The following is a 708-nucleotide window of genomic DNA, read 5'->3' as shown; positions in this document are numbered from 1 at the left end:
AGCTGTCTCTTGATCACAAGTCTGACTCAAGAGATTTTGCTAAATCGTAGCCTTCAAGGATGGCTTGTAATTTAAGCCATCCTTGCCATAACACTTTCACAGATGCACGCCCTGTGCGCTTGGTATCTTTCCAACCCCCTAACTTTGCCAGTTCTCGATACGCCCATGACATATTTGGAGCAGTTTCAGGCAATGGTGTTTTTATTCTCTTTAACCACAATAACTTCCATGCTTTAGGAGGTAGCAGTTGTTCACAACTTGGAGAATCAGGCTGCTCATTGGTGAACTTTAGTTGCAATATTCGCGTCGCAATAAACCCATTAATCGTCACCAACCTTTCCATGTTATCTTGGCTTTGAAGGCGTAAACTTTCGATATTCGTGCCATCACTTTTCCAGACTTTATGGTATTCCTCAACAAGCCAACGGTGCTCATAGTAGGTGATGATGGCTAAGGCGTCTTCTTTGCTGGTGACTGGTTCACTAGTTAATAAGTGCCAGCTTAAATCGTTCTCAGCGTTTCCTCGCTCTGCACAGCCGACATAGTAAACTGGGAGAGAGTGTCCTTTTTTATTGTAAGGCACTTTCAGTGTCACTGGCGCATAGGTGATATCCAGTGTTGCGCTTCGGGCTTTTCTTCCTCCTTTTTGTGCAATGTGGATGTGTTTGGTGCCTGCACTCATCAGCTCGCTTGCAAACGCATAGAGCT

The 708-nt window shown here is 44.8% G+C and carries 1 protein-coding gene; it reads right to left on the bottom strand.

Features of this window, described 5'->3' with window-relative positions:
- Positions 1-13: 13 nt before the first annotated feature.
- Positions 14-708: IS4 family transposase (locus I6F10_RS20010; protein WP_197099317.1), on the bottom strand; the 695-nt coding region annotated here is incomplete at its 5' end.

This window comes from Pseudoalteromonas sp. SWYJZ98 (assembly GCF_015864495.1).
Lineage (GTDB): Bacteria > Pseudomonadota > Gammaproteobacteria > Enterobacterales > Alteromonadaceae > Pseudoalteromonas > Pseudoalteromonas distincta.
Note: the sequence above shows the minus strand (reverse complement) of the source record. Positions and strands in the feature narration are given on the sequence as shown.